Annotated in this window: 1 protein-coding gene; it reads left to right on the top strand. The window is 58.1% G+C overall.

What is annotated here, in order from left to right:
* The coding region (locus AC1RQF_RS33365) for a hypothetical protein (RefSeq protein WP_492874397.1) at nucleotides 1-918 on the top strand (918 nt) is incomplete at both ends.

Genomic DNA, 918 nt, shown 5'->3' on the forward strand with positions numbered 1-918 from the left:
CGACAAGCCCGTCGACGTTGAAGTCGACAACGACGTGACCGTGCTGTTCGTCGTCGACAAGCCCGTCGACAACGACGAGATACCGGTTGACGTCGAAGTGGACAACGACGTAATCGAACTATTCGCCGACGACAAGCCCGTCGAGGTCGAAGTCGACAACGACGTAACCGTGCTATTCGTCGTGGACAAACCCGTCGACAGCGACGAAATGCCGGTTGACGTCGAAGTGGACAGCGACGTGATCGAACTGTTCGCCGACGACAGACCCGTCGACGTCGATGTCGACAACGACGTGATCGAACTATTCGCCGACGACAGGCCCGTCGATGTCGAAGTCGACAGCGACGTAACAGTGCTGTTCGTCGTGGACAAGCCCGTCGACAGCGATGAAATGCCGGTCGACGTCGAAGTGGACAGCGATGTGATCGAACTGTTCGCCGACGACAAGCCCGTCGACGTCGACGTCGACAACGACGTGACCGTGCTGTTCGTCGTGGACAAGCCCGTCGACAGCGATGAAATGCCGGTTGACGTCGAAGTGGACAACGACGTAATCGAACTATTCGCCGACGACAAGCCCGTCGACGTTGAAGTCGACAACGACGTAACCGTGCTATTCGTCGTGGACAAACCCGTCGACAGCGACGAAATGCCGGTTGACGTCGAAGTGGACAGCGACGTGATCGAACTGTTCGCCGACGACAGACCCGTCGACGTCGATGTCGACAACGACGTGATCGAACTATTCGCCGACGACAGGCCCGTCGATGTCGACGTCGATAGCGACGTAACAGTGCTGTTCGTCGTGGACAAGCCCGTCGACAGCGATGAAATTCCGGTCGACGTCGAAGTGGACAGCGATGTGATCGAACTGTTCGCCGACGACAAGCCCGTCGACGTCGACGTCGACAACGACGT

Source organism: Burkholderia sp. GW821-FHT14F03 (assembly GCF_058803765.1).